Origin of the sequence: Streptomyces sp. NPDC004111 (assembly GCF_042874215.1) — a bacterium.
GTDB lineage: Bacteria > Actinomycetota > Actinomycetes > Streptomycetales > Streptomycetaceae > Streptomyces.
Window position 1 is genome coordinate 1 of the sequence record NZ_JBIAMU010000005.1, and the last position, 13,815, is coordinate 13,815.

Sequence of the window (13,815 nt, forward strand, 5' to 3'; positions counted from 1 at the left end):
TGGGCGGCGGGGCCGCCCCCCGGGGGGCGGGACGGGCGGGCAAGGGGGCGGCCCCCGGCGGAGCCGAACCCTCCGGCCCCGCCCGGCCCCGGCCCGCTGCTCCGTACCGGAGTGGCCGCTGCGCGGGGCCTCACCCCACCCCGCCCCTTCCCGAAACCGGGGCTCCGCCCCGGGCCCCGGGTGGCGGGCCCGCCGAGGGAGAGTGCGCACGCGCGGGAGGAGTGGGGTTGCTCGCGCAGTTCCCCGCGCCCCTGAAGGGCGCGTCACGCTCGCGCCCGCGCGGCGGCAGCCGCACATCGGCACAGTCCCGCGCCCCTGAAGGGGTACTCCTGCATCGGACCCGCGCGGCGGTAGCCGCACATAGGTGCAGCCCCGTGCCCCCGACGGAGGCTCGTCCGTTCGGACGAGTGAGCGGGGGGCGTCACTCTTCCGGGGTGTTCCGCGCATCAAGGGCTTACCGGCCCATCAGGGCGGTTCTATGCTGTCAGCCCGCAAATTTCCCCGACGTGTCGTCCGCCAAAGCGCCTGACGCGTACGGGAGTTCGCAAGAATCGAGGCCGTTCGTGGCCCATTCCGCAGTTCCCCGGCAGGAGCCGGCCCCGGAGCCGAGTGCGGCCCCGGAGCCCAGTGCGGTGTCGTCCGGTGAACGGACCCCCGTCGATCCCTCGCTGAGCGAGGCGACCCGGCTGCTGTGCACCGGCGCGTACGTCCACCACGCCTTTCGCACCAAGGTCATCGAGCAGCTGTACGTCCACGAGGAGCGCTTCGCCGCCCCGTCGTACGGCATCGACGCGGTCCGCGTCCTGGCGCACGCGCTGCGCGCCCGGCGGATCGAACTCGCCTGGGCCGTCGGGATGCTGGCGCTGTGGGTGCTGGCCACCAAGCTCACCGAGGGCATGTTCCTGATGCTGCTCGCCCCGTGCGTGCTGCTGGCCCTCGCCCCGTTCGTCCGGGGGACCGGCAAGCAGGCGAACGGGACGCGCCGCGCGCTCGCCCTGCTGGTGCGCTGGTACGGCCGGGCGGTGCTGGCCTTCCTGCTGCTGACGTTCCTCTCCCGGGGCTTCGCCGGCGGCGACCCGTACGAGGGCGAGACCAGCGGGCTGGACGAGGTGCTCGGGTGGTTCCAGCTGGTGATCGACCTGATTCTGCCCGGCGGCAGCGACAGCGGCACCTTCTCCGCGCTCGAACCCGGCCTGGCCTGGCTGACGTTGGGCGCCTTCGCGCTGAACACGGCGGCGGTCGGCGCCCAGCGCGCCCAGTTCGCCCGGATCATGGACCGCGAACTGTCCGTGCGCGGCTTCGGCGACCTGCGCGGCGACCCGGCGGAGGAGTTCGCGGGCAGCAGGTTCGAGCGGCTCGGCAAGCGGATCGCCGTCGAGCAGCAGTCACCGCTGATCATGTACGGGGCCGCCGAGCCGTTCCGGGGCGCCGGACTGCCCTTCCAGACCTGGGAACTGGCGGTCGAGCTGAAGCCGCGCGAGGACACCGACCAGGTGCCGATCGACAACCGCACCATCCTGGACCGCATCCGCCCCCTGGTGGAGGCCCTGCGCAAGCCGTCCGCGCACGACACCCCGGAGCGGTCCGGCGCGGTGCGCGACCGGCTGCGCGAACTCGTCGTCGACGAGTGCGTGTTCCTGCCGGTGGCCGGTCTCGGCGCGCGCTCCCACGCCCCGTACGGCGACGACCACTTCCGCCGGCACCTCGCGAGCGCGGTCGAGGAGGGCGGCGAGACCCGCAGGCACTTCCTGCGCATCCGGGTCGGCGGCTGGAACGAGGAGGTCGTGGTCACGGTCTTCGTACGGGTGCACACCCAGGGCGGGATGCTGATGCTGGAGATCGCCCCGCACGTGCTGCTGCCGGTACTGCCCGCCTTCGCGGAGGCGGGCAGGCAGGCGCACCGGTTCCGCCGCAACACCTGGTTCGGCAAGGCCGCCTGGGCCCTCGCGCACACCCCCGCCGTGCCGTTCCGGTCGGTGGCCGCACTGGCCGGCGGTCTGGTCGGCACCTGGCAGGTGCTCGCGGGCGGCCACCGCGGGGCGCTGCCCGAGGGGCCCGAGGAGTCGGTGCGCGAACTCGGCTCGGACACCGGCGTCTCGCTCTTCCAGGGCATGGACGCCACCCGCTATCTGAAGAGCATCCAGGACCGGGTGGCGGGCGGCGTCCGGGCGGCGCTGTACGAGGCGGGCTGGCAGACCGGCGAGTTCGAACAGAAGGTCATCAACATCGGCGAGGGCGGCGTGCTCATCGGCTCGGTGAGCAACAGCGCGGTGGGCATCGGCAAGGGCGCCAGGGCCGCCACCACCAACGCGGGACCGCTGCCCGGCGGCCCGCACACCGGAGGGCCGGCCCCGGCGGGGTCCGGCCGGGGAGGAAACAGTCATGCCAGGTCCTGAACACCCCGGGGCACCCGACCCGGGCCCGGAACCGTCCGTACGGATCGGGAACGTCGACCGCAGCGCCGTCTCGATCGGCGCCCACAGCCGGGCGCGGACGCACAACGAGGAGGCGGTCGCCCCGCGCGACCCGGCGCAGGAACGGCTGCTGGCCGAGGTCCGCAACCTGCGGGCCGACCTCGCGCGCTGCCTCCGCACCGAGACGGTCGAGGTGCTCGACGCCGAACTCGTGGGCACCGAGGCCGAGATCACCACCACCGGGGCGGCCGGACCGCCCCGGCTGGCCCGGCTGCGCGCCGCACTGACCACGGCCGAGGGCGTCACCGCCATGCTCGCCTCGGCGGCTGCCGTGGGTCAGGCGGTCGGCCTGCTGGCGGGGGGCTGAGGTGTGAACAGCGGGGGCGGGGAGGGCCCGGGGTTCTGGAACGAGGAGACGCAGAGCTGGGAGACGGAGCTGCCGGGGCGCCCGCCCGACCGCCCGCCGGAGCCCCCGGCAGCGCGCCCCGCGGGAGTTCCGCCCGGAGCGCCGCCGGTGCCGCCGCCCGGGGTGCCCGGCAGGCGCCCGCCGGAGCCGCCACCGGGCCGCCCACCCGAGCGCCCGCCCGAACACCGGTCCCCGGCCCGGGATTCGTACTCGTCCTCGTACTCGTCCTCGTCCGAAGGGCTCGGGCCGCACTGGTCGTACGAGGTCACCCGGACCGCGTTCGCCGTGCCGGGGAGCGGCGGAGCGGCCGGGACCGGGCAACCGGCCCAGGAGGAGACCCGGGGTGCGGCTCCGGGCGGGGCCGCGGGGAGAGCCCGGCTGCGGGTCACCCCGGCCGGTGCGGGGCTGGTGGCCCTCGCGCTGGTGGTCGGGGCGGGGACCGCCTGGCTGGTGCAGCGGACCGTCTTCGAGGAGCGGGCGACCGGCCCGGCGGGCGTGGTGGCCACGGACAGCAGGTCCCGGGGCGCGGGGGAGCAGGGGAAGCCGGGACCGTCCGGTCCGGCGTCGGACGGCTCGTCGCCGGGTGCGTCGCCGAGCGCGTCGCCACCGGGTGAATCGGACCAGGGCGAGGGACCGTCCGCTTCCGCCTCCGTCGTGGCCTCGCCCGAGGTCCCCGACGGGTACGTGGTCACCCGGGACGGGGCCGGGATCGAACTGGCCGTACCGCGGGGATGGCGGCGGGAGCAGGGCAACGGGGACAGCGTCTTCTACCGGCACCCGGTGTCGGGGCGCGCGCAGTACCTCCAGTTCTGGGCGATCAGCGAGGTGGGGCTCACCTCGCGGGACCTGCTCGACATCACCGTGCGCAACCGCTCCACGAGTCCCGGGTACCAACTGGTCTCGCTCGGCGCGGTGCCGGGAGCCCGCCACCCGGAGACCGAGGAACTGGTCTTCGAGTACGAGAGCGGGGAGGCCGGGCGGCGGCTGCGCCTGGTGGAGTGGGTGTTCCGGGCCCGGGACGGGCAGCAGTACGCGTTCCTGGCGGCGGCGGAACCCGGGGCGTGGCCGCAGCAACGGCTCATGCTGGGCCACGTGGTGGACTTCTTCGCCCTGCCGGGGGCAGACGCCCAGTGAGGGGCGGTCGCCGGTGACCTCCGGGGACGGGCCCGCCCGCCCGTACCCCGGAAGCTCAGAAGTTGATCAAATGGTGGCCGTCCGGGCGGAAATTTCCGCACGCTGGGATTTCGCGTACGCGAATTTCCGCCTCCGTACGCGCGGGACGATCCACGTACCCGTACGCACCACGTTTGGAGCCCCCCACATGGCAGGTCTTTTCAGCAGCAGGCCCGACACCCCGCTCGTCCCGCTGAGCGACCGCGAGGTCTTCGTCGAGGCACTCCGCGCCGCCCTGGCGAGCACCGACGACACCGAGCGCCCCGGCCTGGAGCGTGCGCTGGCGATCGTCGAGGCCACCGCGAGCCCGGACCCCGCGGTGCTGCGCGGACGCTGGGCGCTGGAGCGCATCGAGGCCGCCGGGTTCGGGAGCGACCCCCAGTCCGTCTCGGCGGTGAAGGCGCTGCGTGAGGCGGAGCCGAGCCTCAGCCTCCGCCAGGCGGTCGCCCTCTCCAAGGAGGCGGTGGCCGTCTCGGCGCGCTGATCCGGCCACACGGCGTCCGCCCGCCGTTACCGCCCGCCACCCCCGCCGCCACGTCGATATCGGGCCCGATCAGGCCTTTTGTCCTTGCTGTAAGTGACTCATGGCACTTTCGGTTACCTAATCGGCATGGTTTTCGAGCCGCGGGGGAGGGGTCCTGCCGCCAGTTCCACTGGCAGGGAACAAATCGGTAACGGAAGGCGAAAACGACGTGTCGGCTGAAAAGACCATCCATGTGGGCGGGGTGTGGCAGGCAGCCATGTCCGGCGCCACGCGCGACATCCTCGACCCGGCGGACGCCAAGGCGTTCGCCGCGGTCGCCGAGGGTGGAGCCGAAGACGTCGACGCCGCCGTGGCCGCCGCGCACCGCGCGTTCGACGGCGGCCGGGGCGCCTGGCCGCAGACCCCCACGGCGGACCGCGCCGACCTGCTGCGCCGGGTCGCCGACCTCCTCCAGCGCGACCGCGAGGACCTGGGCCGGCTGGAGGCGCGGGACGCGGGCAAGACCGTGGAGGAGGGCCGCGTCGACATCGACTGCGTCACCAGCGCCTTCCGGTACTTCGCCGATCTGGTGATGAACGAGAGCGGCGGCCGGGTCGTGGACGCGGGCTCGCCCGAGATCCACAGCGTGATCGTGCACGAGCCGGTCGGCGTCTGCGCCCTGATCACCCCCTGGAACTACCCGCTCCTCCAGGCCAGTTGGAAGATCGCCCCGGCCCTCGCCGCGGGCAACACCTTCGTGATCAAGCCCAGCGAGATCACCCCCATGACGACCGTCGCGCTGATCGCCCTGCTCGTCGAGGCCGGGCTGCCCGAAGGCGTCGCCAACGTTGTCACCGGCCCCGGCGCCACCGTGGGCGCCCGGATGTCCGAGCACCCCGACGTCGACCTGGTCTCCTTCACCGGCGGCCTGCTCAGCGGTACGAAGGTGATGCAGGCGGCGGCCGAGACGGTCAAGAAGGTGGCGCTGGAGCTCGGCGGCAAGAACCCCAACGTGGTGTTCGCCGACGCCTGCGCCACCGAGGAGGGCTTCGACACCGCCGTCGACCAGGCGCTGAACGCCGCCTTCATCCACAGCGGCCAGGTCTGCTCGGCGGGCTCGCGCCTGATCGTCGAGGAGTCCGTCCGCGAGCGGTTCGTCGCCGAACTCGCCCGCCGCGCCGACCGGATCAGGATCGGACGCGGCACGGACAAGGACGTGGAGTGCGGTCCGCTGGTCTCCGCCCAGCAGCTGGAGAAGACCGAGTACTACGTCGCCGCCGCCCTGGAGGAGGGTGCCGTGCTGCGCGCGGGCGGCGAACGGCCCACTGGCTCCGGGTACGAGGGCTACTTCTACCGCCCCACCGTCCTCGACCAGTGCCACCGCGAGATGCGCGTCGTGCGCGAGGAGACCTTCGGGCCGATCCTCACCGTCGAGACGTTCACCACCGAGGACGAGGCCGTCGCCCTCGCCAACGACACCGAGTACGGCCTGGCCGGCGGGGTCTGGTCGGCGGACGCGGGCCGCGCCCGCCGGGTCGCGGCCAAGCTGCGGCACGGCACGGTCTGGATCAACGACTTCCACCCGTACCTGCCGCAGGCGGAGTGGGGCGGCTTCGGCAAGTCGGGCATCGGCCGCGAACTGGGCCCCACGGGCCTCGCCGAGTACCGCGAGTCCAAGCACATCTACCAGAACCTCAACCCCCAACCCGTCCGCTGGTTCCAAAACTGACCCCCCGTCAGTCACCCTGACACCAGCCCCCCTCGGGCGGCGGGCCCGCCCTTTCCCACTCCACCCCACCCCCGCCCGCCCCCTTGGGCGGCGGGGCCGCCCCCGGGGGCGGAACGGGCGGGCAAGGGGGCGGCCCCCGGCGGAGCCGCACCCCCGCTCCCGGACGCCCCCGCCCCCGTACCCCCCCCAACGCGACCCGCCCCGCACGGCCCCGCGCAACCCACACCCCCCACCCATTACGCGCCAGCACCTTCCCGTTCACGAACAGGAGCAGCACCCCATGCCCGACCACGTACACGAGCACGAGTACGAGTACGACTACGTAGTAGTCGGCGGCGGAACCGCCGGTTCCGTCATCGCCTCCCGCCTCACCGAGGACCCCACCCTCCGCGTGGCCGTCATCGAGGGCGGCCCCTCCGACGTGGACCGCCCCGAAGTCCTCACCCTGCGCCGCTGGATGGGCCTCCTCGGCGGCGAGCTGGACTACGACTACCCCACCACCGAGCAGCCCCGCGGCAACTCCCACATCCGCCACAGCCGCGCCCGCGTGCTCGGCGGCTGCTCCTCGCACAACACCCTCATCGCCTTCAAGCCGCTCCCGTCCGACTGGGACGAGTGGGAGGCGGGCGGCGCCGAGGGCTGGGGCGCGTCGGCCATGGACCCGTACTTCGCCAAGCTCCGCAACAACATCGTCCCGGTCGACGAGAAGGACCGGAACGCCATCGCCCGCGACTTCGTCGACGCCGCGCAGTCGGCCCTGGGCGTCCCGCGCGTCGAGGGCTTCAACAAGAAGCCCTTCGAGGACGGCGTCGGCTTCTTCGACCTCGCCTACCACCCGGAGAACAACAAGCGTTCCTCCGCCTCGGTGGCGTACCTGCACCCGTTCCTCGACCGCCCCAACCTGCACATCATGCTGGAGACCTGGGCGCACAGGCTCGACCTCGAAGGCACCCGCGCCCGCGGCGTCCACGTCCGTACGAAGGACGGCGAAGAGATCCTGGTCCGCGCCACCCGCGAAGTCCTGGTCTGCGCGGGCGCGGTGGACACCCCCCGCCTCCTCATGCACTCCGGCATAGGCCCCGCCGCCGACCTCGAAGCGCTCGGCATACCCGTCGCCGTCGACCTGCCCGGCGTCGGCGAGAACCTGCTCGACCACCCCGAGTCGGTCATCGTCTGGGAGACGAACGGACCGATCCCCGAGAACTCGGCGATGGACTCCGACGCGGGCCTGTTCGTGAAGCGGGACCCCGGGCACGCGGGCCCCGACCTGATGTTCCACTTCTACCAAATCCCGTTCACCGACAACCCGGAGCGGCTCGGCTACCGGCGCCCCGAGCACGGCGTGTCGATGACCCCGAACATCCCCAAGCCGCGCAGCCGCGGCCGGCTCTACCTCACCAGCGCCGACCCGGCGGTCAAGCCCGCCCTCGACTTCCGGTACTTCACCGACGAGGACGACCACGACGGCCGCACCCTCGTCGACGGCATCCGGATCGCCCGCGAGATCGCCAAGGCGGAGCCGCTGGCCGGCTGGCTCAAGCGCGAGGTCTGCCCCGGCCCGGAGGTCACCTCCGACGAGGACATCAGCGAGTACGCCCGCAAGGTGGCGCACACCGTGTACCACCCGGCCGGCACCTGCAAGATGGGCGCCGCGAGCGACGAACTGGCCGTCGTCACACCGGACTTGAAGATCAAGGGACTGGACGGCATCCGCATCGCGGACGCCTCCGTCTTCCCCACGATGCCTGCCGTCAACCCGATGATCGGGGTTCTGATGGTCGGAGAGAAGTGCGCAGAGCTGCTCGCCACGACGACGGGCAGCCAACCGACCGTCCCCGGAGGTGCCGCGTAATGAGTACGTCGACCGTTGTGAATCCCGATTCCGAGCCGAGCGAGCCGCCGACGCCGTCCGAGCCGGTGTTCTCCGTCAAGAACCTGTGGAAGGTCTTCGGCCCCAAGGCCGAGCGGATCCCCGCGGGCGTCGCCGCCGACAAGGAACTCGCCGGGCTGTCCGTCGCCGAGCTGCGCGAGCGCACCGGCTGCACCGCCGCCGTCCGTGACGTCTCCTTCGACGTCCGCAAGGGCGAGGTCTTCGTCGTCATGGGCCTCTCCGGCTCCGGCAAGTCCACTCTGGTCCGCTGTCTGACCCGGCTGATCGAGCCGACCTCCGGCACCCTGGCCATCGACGGCGAGGACGTCCTGGCCATGGACAAGTCCCGGCTGCGCGAACTGCGCAGGCACCGCGCCGCGATGGTCTTCCAGCACTTCGGGCTGCTCCCGCACCGCAGCGTCCTCGACAACGTCGCGTACGGCCTGGAAGTGCAGGGCATGGGCAGGGCGGAGCGCCGCGCGAAGGCCGCCGAGGTCGTCGCCAAGGTGGGCCTCGACGGACTGGAGGACCGCCGCCCCGGCCAGCTCTCCGGCGGCCAGCAGCAGCGCGTCGGTCTCGCCCGCGCACTCGCCGTGGACCCCGAGGTCCTGCTGTTCGACGAGCCGTTCAGCGCGCTGGACCCGCTCATCCGCCGCGACATGCAGGAGGAAGTGATCCGCCTGCACCGCGAGGAGGGCCGCACGATGGTCTTCATCACCCACGACCTCAGTGAGGCGCTGCGCCTCGGCGACCGCATCGCGCTGATGCGCGACGGCGAGATCGTCCAGCTGGGCACCCCCGAGGAGATCGTGGGCTCGCCGGCCAACGAGTACGTCCGTGACTTCGTCCGCGACGTGCCGCGCGAGCAGGTCCTCACGGTCGCCTCGGCGATGCGTGCCCCCGAGGCGGGCGACGCGGAGTCCGGTCCCGCGGTCGCGCCGGACGCGGTCGTCTCCGAGGCCATCGAGGCCCTGGTGCGCACCGGCGAGCCGAAGGCCCGCGTGATGCGCGGCGGCAAGCTCCTCGGCATAGTCGACCGGGCCTGCCTCCTCAACGTGGTGGCCGGCACGGCCCCCGCCCCGGCGGTGACCGCCTGATGAGGTACGCCAGTACACGCCCCACCCCCACCCCCCACCCCCGTACGCCCCGCGTCGCGCACGCCGGCGAGGTGGTGCCCGCATGAGCACCGCAACGGCAACCACCACCGCCCCCAGCTCCCGTGCGAGCGACGCGAGTTGGCGCACCCGGCTGACCGCCCGCCCCGCGCTCCTCAAACTCGCCGCCCTCCTCGTCCTCGCCGCCGTCCTGATCCCGGTCGCCCACTCCCGCTGGGCGTCCGGCACCTGGCCCGCGGCCCTGACCGTCGACCTCTCCGAGCCGCTGGCCAAGGTCAGCGACTGGATCATCGACAACCGCGACGGCCACCCCCTCTTCCTCTACTTCTTCGGCCACGTCTCCAACGCCGTGGTCCTCGCCGTCCGCGCCGTCTACCTGGTCCTGCTGGCCCTCGGCTGGGCCGGCACCACCGCCCTGGCCGCCCTCGTGGCCTGGCGCGCGGCCGGCGTGAAGCTCGCCGCCGGCACCGTCGCCGCCCTCGCCACCTGCGGACTCCTCGGCATGTGGGTGCCGACCATGCAGACGCTGGCCCTGATGGTGGTGGCCGTCGGCGCGTCCGTGGTGCTCGGTGCCCTGCTCGGCCTCGCCGCCGGTCTCTCCGACCGCACCTTCCGCATCCTGCGCCCGGTGCTCGACACCATGCAGGTGCTCCCGGCGTTCGCGTACCTGCTGCCCGTCGTGCTGGTCTTCGGCATCGGCGTCCCGGCCGCGGTCCTGGCGACCGTCGTGTACGCGGCCCCGCCCATGGCCCGCCTCACGGCACTCGGCCTGCGGGGCGCAGACAAGGGCGTACTGGAGGCCGTGGAGTCCCTCGGCGCGACCGCACCCCAGCGTCTGCTGACGGCGCGCCTGCCGCTCGCCCGCAAGCAGCTCCTGCTCGGCCTCAACCAGACGATCATGATGGCGCTCTCGATGGCCGTCATCGCCTCCGTGATCGGCGCGGCCGGCCTCGGCGACCGCGTCTACCAGGCCCTCGCCTCGGTCGACGTCGGCCAGGCGCTCGCGGCCGGACTCCCCATCGTGCTGATGGCGATCGTGCTCGACCGGGTGACCGCCGCCGCGGGCGCGGGCGACCGCGAGCCGGGCCGCTCCTGGCTCCCGGCGGCGCTCGGCGCACTCGCCGTCGCGGCCGTCGCCGTCGCCACCCGCCTCTCCGACAGCCTCCTCTGGCCGTCCTCCTGGTCGATCGAGATCGCCCCGACGGTCAACAAGGCCGTCGCCTGGATGACCGACCACCTCTACTCCGGCGTCCCGGTGGTCGGCGGCACCGCCGACTGGGCGGCCCGCTTCACCACCTGGATCCTGGACCCGGTCCGCTCGGGCCTCCAGTCCCTGCCCTGGTACGCGGTCCTCCTCCTGGTCGCCGCGCTCGCCTGGCTGATCGGCACCTGGAAGTCCGCCCTGACGGCAGTCCTGGCGATGGCCGCGATCGGCGTCCTCGGCGTCTGGAAGCCGTCCATGGACACGCTCTCCCAGGTGCTCGCGGCCGTCGCGGTCACCCTGCTGCTCGGCTTCGCGGTCGGCATCGCCGCCGCCCGCAGCACCCGGCTGGAGCGGATCCTGCGGCCCGTCCTGGACGTCATGCAGACGATGCCGCAGTTCGTCTACCTGATCCCCGTCGTCGCCCTCTTCGGCGTCGGCCGGGCCCCGGCAGCGGCGGCGGCCGTCGTCTACGCGCTGCCCGCCGTCGTACGCATCACCACCCAGGGCCTCCAGCAGGTCAGCCCCGCCGCCCTGGAATCGGCCCGCTCGCTCGGCGCCACCAGCGGCCAGCAGCTCCGCCAGGTGCAACTCCCGCTCGCCCGTCCCTCGTTGCTGCTCGCGGTCAACCAGGGCGTCGTCCTGGTGCTCGCCGTGGTCATCATCGGCGGCCTGGTGGGCGGTGGCGCCCTCGGCTACGACGTCGTCTTCGGCCTCGCCCAGGGCGACCTGGCGACAGGTCTGGTGGCCGGTGCGGCGATCGTCTGCCTCGGCCTGATGCTCGACCGCGTGACGCAACCGTCCCGCGCGGCCCGGAAGGAGGACGCGTGAATCCTCACCGTCGTACCACGCTCAAGGCAGCCACGGCACTCGGCGCGGCAGCCCTCCTCCTCACCGGCTGCGGTGCGGCCGACATGACGCAGCAGGCGTCCCCGTACGCGGACGCGGCCGGCGCGAAGACGGTCACGCTCTCCGTCCAGTCGTGGGTCGGCGCCCAGGCCGACGTCGCCGTCGCCAAGCTCATCCTGGAACGCGAACTCGGCTACCGGGTGGACACCGTCCAGGTCGACGAGGTCCCCGCCTGGGACGCCCTCAGCCAGGGCCGGGTCGACATGATCATGGAGGACTGGGGTCACCCGGACCAGGAGGCCCGTTACGTCAAGGACAAGAAGACCATCGTCCCGGCGGGCGAGGTCGGCGTCATCGGCCACATCGGCTGGTGGGTCCCGAAGTACTTCGCGGACAAGCACCCCGACGTCACGGACTGGAAGAACCTCAACAAGTACGCCGACGAGTTCAAGACGGCCGAGAGCGGCGGCAAGGGCCAACTCCTCGACGGCTCCCCGTCGTACGTCACCAACGACAAGGCCCTGGTCAACAACCTCAAGCTGAACTACCAGGTCGTCTTCTCCGGCTCCGAGGCCGCGCAGATCACCCAGATCCAGCGCTTCGCCAAGGAGAAGAAGCCCTTCCTCACCTACTGGTACAAGCCGCAGTGGCTGTTCGAGCAGGTGCCGATGGTCGAGGTGAAGCTGCCCAAGTACACGGACGAGTGCGCGGCGAAGGCCCCCGAGGCCATCGACTGCGAGTACCCGACCACCCCGCTGATGAAGTTCATGAACGCCAGGTTCGCCAAGAAGGGCGGCAAGGCGGCGGATTTCCTCAAGAACTTCAAGTGGGACGCGAAGCAGCAGAACGCGGTGTCACTGATGATCGCCGACCAGAAGATGTCGCCGGAGGCGGCGGCGGAGAAGTGGGTCGCCGACAACGAGTCCGTGTGGAAGGGCTGGCTGCCGAAGTAACCCTCCGGCCGCCGTCCGGTACCTGAGAGGCAGGAGACGTTCTCGCACGAGAGCGCCTCCTGCCTTTCGGTGTCCCGGGGGCAGGCCCGCAGACCTCGGCGGCAGCCGGTCACTCCTCCGAGGCAGCTTCCACGGCCCAGAGATCGGCCACGTCGGTGACGGTCACGGACAGATCCACCCACTGGTTGAGCACCGCGAGATCCGTGCAGGCAGTGACGCGGGCACGGTCGTCATCGGTGAGGGGCACCTGACGGAGGTCGAGGATCCGAAGGACGCTCTCGGCCTTGCCGACGGCTTCCCCGACGGCCTTTCCTTCGGCTTTTCCCTCGGCCTTTCCTTCGGCCTTCCCCTCCAGGTACGCCGTCTCGCGGTACGTGCCACGCCCGGGGAAGTAGGTGACCACGCTCATCATTTTCCTCCACGTAGCTCTGGCCGGGCTGTCACCGAGGCCGATCTCCAGCAGTTCCGAGTAGTACTCGGCGGACTCGCTGTCCGCCGAGCCGAGGGCGATAGCCAGCGCTTCCAGTATGGGCGTAGGGTCGGCTGCTTTGCCATGTGTCATTGCCGCGAAGGTGGCCAGGGCAAGATCCTGTGCAGCTTCGTCACTGTCCGTGATTGTCGGAACGTTGTCCGGGCCGAGGACGAGGGGGTGTGTGGTCTGGGCCGTCCACCCTTCGATACCCATCCGGAACGGCTCGCCGGCCCATTTCGAGGTAGCCGAATCCTGGCAGACGACCAGGAGGAGGGCCGGACAGCCGTACTTGGCGTTGAGGTAGGCCAGGTAGTAGGCCCAGCTGGATGCTTTCTCGGGCTTCTTCCCGCCTTGTGCCTCGATGGCGAGCAGGAATGTCGGACCACTACAGGACGTGATCCTCAGCACGCTGTCCACGCGTCTTTCCAGCGGCCGAATCTCGGTGGCGTCGGCCGACAGAACTTCGATGGACGCCTGCTCCGGCAGAGGTACGCCGAGCAGGCTGAAGACCGGCGTCAGCAGCTCCGGCCGCTCCTGGAAGATCCGGTGCGATGCCTCGTGGGGTGAGGAAACCATGGTCGGAACCTAGGGGTGCGGGGCCGGGGCGTCCGGCCGATGGCGGAAGGGCACTCGTTCGGGCGACCTGGTCACGCGGCAGCGGCCAGTTCGCACCACACGTACTTGCCGCCGCCCCGCTCCTCACCCGTCCGTCGGGGCTCCGGTGACGTCCAGGACCGTGCCGTACAGGCGGGACACCTTCAGGCGCAGGACGACGCGCCGCTCGGCGACCACCTCGGTGAAGAAGGCGGCCTCGTCGTCCACCGGTACGCCGCCCGCCGCCGCCATGGCGAGCAGTTCGCGCCCCACGGCGTCGCCCGGTTCGGTGGTGGGCTCGGACACCTCCACCTCGCCCTCGGCCACCGCGTAGGCCCATACGTCGCGGGCTACGTGCAGGGCTGCGTGCGGGTCGGCGCGCAGGTGGCGGGGCTTGAGGCGGTCGCGGGTGCTGGATATCCGGATCATGCGCTCCGCCGGGTCCCAGTGGTAGAGCACGGTGGCGAGGTGCGGGTGTCCGGTGCGGCGGACGCTCGCGAGGACGGCGAACTGCTGCTCGCGGAGGATGGTGTCGAGTTCGGCGTCGGTGAGGGGGCGGGGTGCGGGGCCGGGCAT

Annotated in this window: 11 protein-coding genes; 9 read left to right on the forward strand and 2 right to left on the reverse strand. The window is 72.3% G+C overall.

Annotated features, from left to right (window positions below):
- Positions 1 to 632 precede the first annotated feature (632 nt).
- From ACFYVL_RS12000 to ACFYVL_RS12040, 9 genes are all read left to right on the forward strand, one after another.
- On the forward strand, positions 633 to 2,396 hold the full coding sequence (locus tag ACFYVL_RS12000; RefSeq protein WP_389243465.1) for a hypothetical protein: 1,764 nt from the start codon (positions 633 to 635) through the stop codon (positions 2,394 to 2,396).
- On the forward strand, positions 2,383 to 2,781 hold the full coding sequence (locus tag ACFYVL_RS12005) for a hypothetical protein (RefSeq protein ID WP_389243467.1): 399 nt from the start codon (positions 2,383 to 2,385) through the stop codon (positions 2,779 to 2,781). The genes ACFYVL_RS12000 and ACFYVL_RS12005 overlap by 14 nt, the downstream gene beginning before the upstream one ends.
- 3 nt (positions 2,782 to 2,784) lie before the next feature.
- On the forward strand, positions 2,785 to 3,954 hold the full coding sequence (locus ACFYVL_RS12010) for a hypothetical protein (protein WP_389243469.1): 1,170 nt from the start codon (positions 2,785 to 2,787) through the stop codon (positions 3,952 to 3,954).
- Positions 3,955 to 4,141: 187 nt separating this feature from the next.
- Positions 4,142 to 4,477, forward strand: coding sequence for a hypothetical protein (locus ACFYVL_RS12015; protein ID WP_389243470.1), 336 nt, complete (start codon positions 4,142 to 4,144; stop codon positions 4,475 to 4,477).
- A 256-nt stretch (positions 4,478 to 4,733) separates the two neighbouring features.
- Complete coding sequence (locus ACFYVL_RS12020) at positions 4,734 to 6,185, forward strand: aldehyde dehydrogenase family protein (protein WP_389244163.1); 1,452 nt, start codon at positions 4,734 to 4,736, stop codon at positions 6,183 to 6,185.
- 280 nt (positions 6,186 to 6,465) lie between these two features.
- A complete protein-coding gene (locus ACFYVL_RS12025; RefSeq protein ID WP_389243472.1) occupies positions 6,466 to 8,037 on the forward strand; it encodes a GMC family oxidoreductase in 1,572 nt (523 codons plus the stop codon).
- Positions 8,037 to 9,152, forward strand: a complete 1,116-nt coding sequence (locus ACFYVL_RS12030; RefSeq protein ID WP_389243473.1) for a glycine betaine/L-proline ABC transporter ATP-binding protein — start codon at positions 8,037 to 8,039, stop codon at positions 9,150 to 9,152. The genes ACFYVL_RS12025 and ACFYVL_RS12030 overlap by 1 nt, the downstream gene beginning before the upstream one ends.
- A gap of 82 nt (positions 9,153 to 9,234) precedes the next feature.
- Positions 9,235 to 11,202, forward strand: coding sequence for an ABC transporter permease (locus tag ACFYVL_RS12035; protein ID WP_389243475.1), 1,968 nt, complete (start codon positions 9,235 to 9,237; stop codon positions 11,200 to 11,202).
- Positions 11,199 to 12,173 carry an ABC transporter substrate-binding protein gene (locus ACFYVL_RS12040; RefSeq protein WP_389243476.1) on the forward strand — a complete coding sequence of 325 codons (975 nt, stop codon included), beginning with the start codon at positions 11,199 to 11,201 and terminating at the stop codon, positions 12,171 to 12,173. Before ACFYVL_RS12035 ends, ACFYVL_RS12040 begins: the two co-directional genes overlap by 4 nt.
- A gap of 109 nt (positions 12,174 to 12,282) precedes the next feature.
- Here ACFYVL_RS12040 and ACFYVL_RS12045 read toward each other — a convergent pair whose 3' ends face one another.
- Both ACFYVL_RS12045 and ACFYVL_RS12050 read right to left on the reverse strand, forming a co-directional pair.
- The gene (locus ACFYVL_RS12045; RefSeq protein ID WP_389243478.1) at positions 12,283 to 13,221 is read right to left on the reverse strand and encodes a hypothetical protein; all 939 of its coding nucleotides are present in this window, start codon (positions 13,219 to 13,221) and stop codon (positions 12,283 to 12,285) included.
- A gap of 123 nt (positions 13,222 to 13,344) precedes the next feature.
- Positions 13,345 to 13,815, reverse strand: coding sequence for a TIGR03618 family F420-dependent PPOX class oxidoreductase (locus ACFYVL_RS12050; RefSeq protein ID WP_389243480.1), 471 nt, complete (start codon positions 13,813 to 13,815; stop codon positions 13,345 to 13,347).

Excerpts from the sequence above, each read along its gene's own strand:
- ACFYVL_RS12005 (WP_389243467.1), top strand. The coding sequence starts at position 2,383 with ATGCCAGGTCCTGAACACCCCGGGGCACCCGACCCGGGCCCGGAACCG.
- ACFYVL_RS12015 (WP_389243470.1), top strand. The coding sequence starts at position 4,142 with ATGGCAGGTCTTTTCAGCAGCAGGCCCGACACCCCGCTCGTCCCGCTG.
- ACFYVL_RS12020 (WP_389244163.1), top strand. The coding sequence starts at position 4,734 with ATGTCCGGCGCCACGCGCGACATCCTCGACCCGGCGGACGCCAAGGCG.
- ACFYVL_RS12025 (WP_389243472.1), top strand. The coding sequence starts at position 6,466 with ATGCCCGACCACGTACACGAGCACGAGTACGAGTACGACTACGTAGTA.
- ACFYVL_RS12030 (WP_389243473.1), top strand. The coding sequence starts at position 8,037 with ATGAGTACGTCGACCGTTGTGAATCCCGATTCCGAGCCGAGCGAGCCG.
- ACFYVL_RS12035 (WP_389243475.1), top strand. The coding sequence starts at position 9,235 with ATGAGCACCGCAACGGCAACCACCACCGCCCCCAGCTCCCGTGCGAGC.
- ACFYVL_RS12045 (WP_389243478.1), bottom strand. The coding sequence starts at position 13,221 with ATGGTTTCCTCACCCCACGAGGCATCGCACCGGATCTTCCAGGAGCGG.
- ACFYVL_RS12050 (WP_389243480.1), bottom strand. The coding sequence starts at position 13,815 with ATGCCCGGCCCCGCACCCCGCCCCCTCACCGACGCCGAACTCGACACC.